General features: G+C 64.7%; 1 protein-coding gene. It reads left to right on the forward strand.

The window, feature by feature from the left end:
• Positions 1–118: 118 nt before the first annotated feature.
• Positions 119–484, forward strand: a 366-nt coding sequence (locus AACY52_RS30500) for a hypothetical protein (RefSeq protein WP_339561414.1), incomplete at its 3' end; no start/stop codon positions are given.

The raw sequence follows: 484 nt of genomic DNA on the forward strand, positions 1-484 counted from the left end.
GATTTCCCGGTGACGGTGGCGGTCGATTCGACCGGCGCCAACGTCCACCAACTCGCGCCCTTGGTGTGGAAAGAAAAGATCGCGCGCGAGGGGTTGCTGGTGTGATTGGCGATCGGGTTTGATCGCTCCGATCTGGCTCCCCGCCGCGCTGATCGGCGGGGCGCTGCAGGCGTGGCGAACGGCGGTGCAACGGCGTGTGTCGCGCACGCTCTCGATCAACGCCGCCGGCTTGGTGCGCTATCTCTACGGCCTGCCGGTCGCGGTTTTGTTGGTGATAGCCTATGAAGCGGTGTTTGCGCGCACGCCGTTTCCGGCGTTGGGCGTGTGGTTCGTGCCCTTCTGCCTCGGCGGGGGACTGGCGCAGATCATCGCCACCAATTTGTTGCTGATGGCGTTTGGCGAGCGCAATTTCGTCGTCGGCACGGCCTATTCCAAGACCGAGGCGGTGCAGAGCGCGCTGCTGTCGGTGTTTCTGCTCGGCGAT

The organism is Pseudomonas sp. EA_65y_Pfl1_P113 (assembly GCF_963970525.1).
Taxonomy (GTDB): Bacteria; Pseudomonadota; Gammaproteobacteria; order Pseudomonadales; family Pseudomonadaceae; genus Aquipseudomonas; species Aquipseudomonas tritici.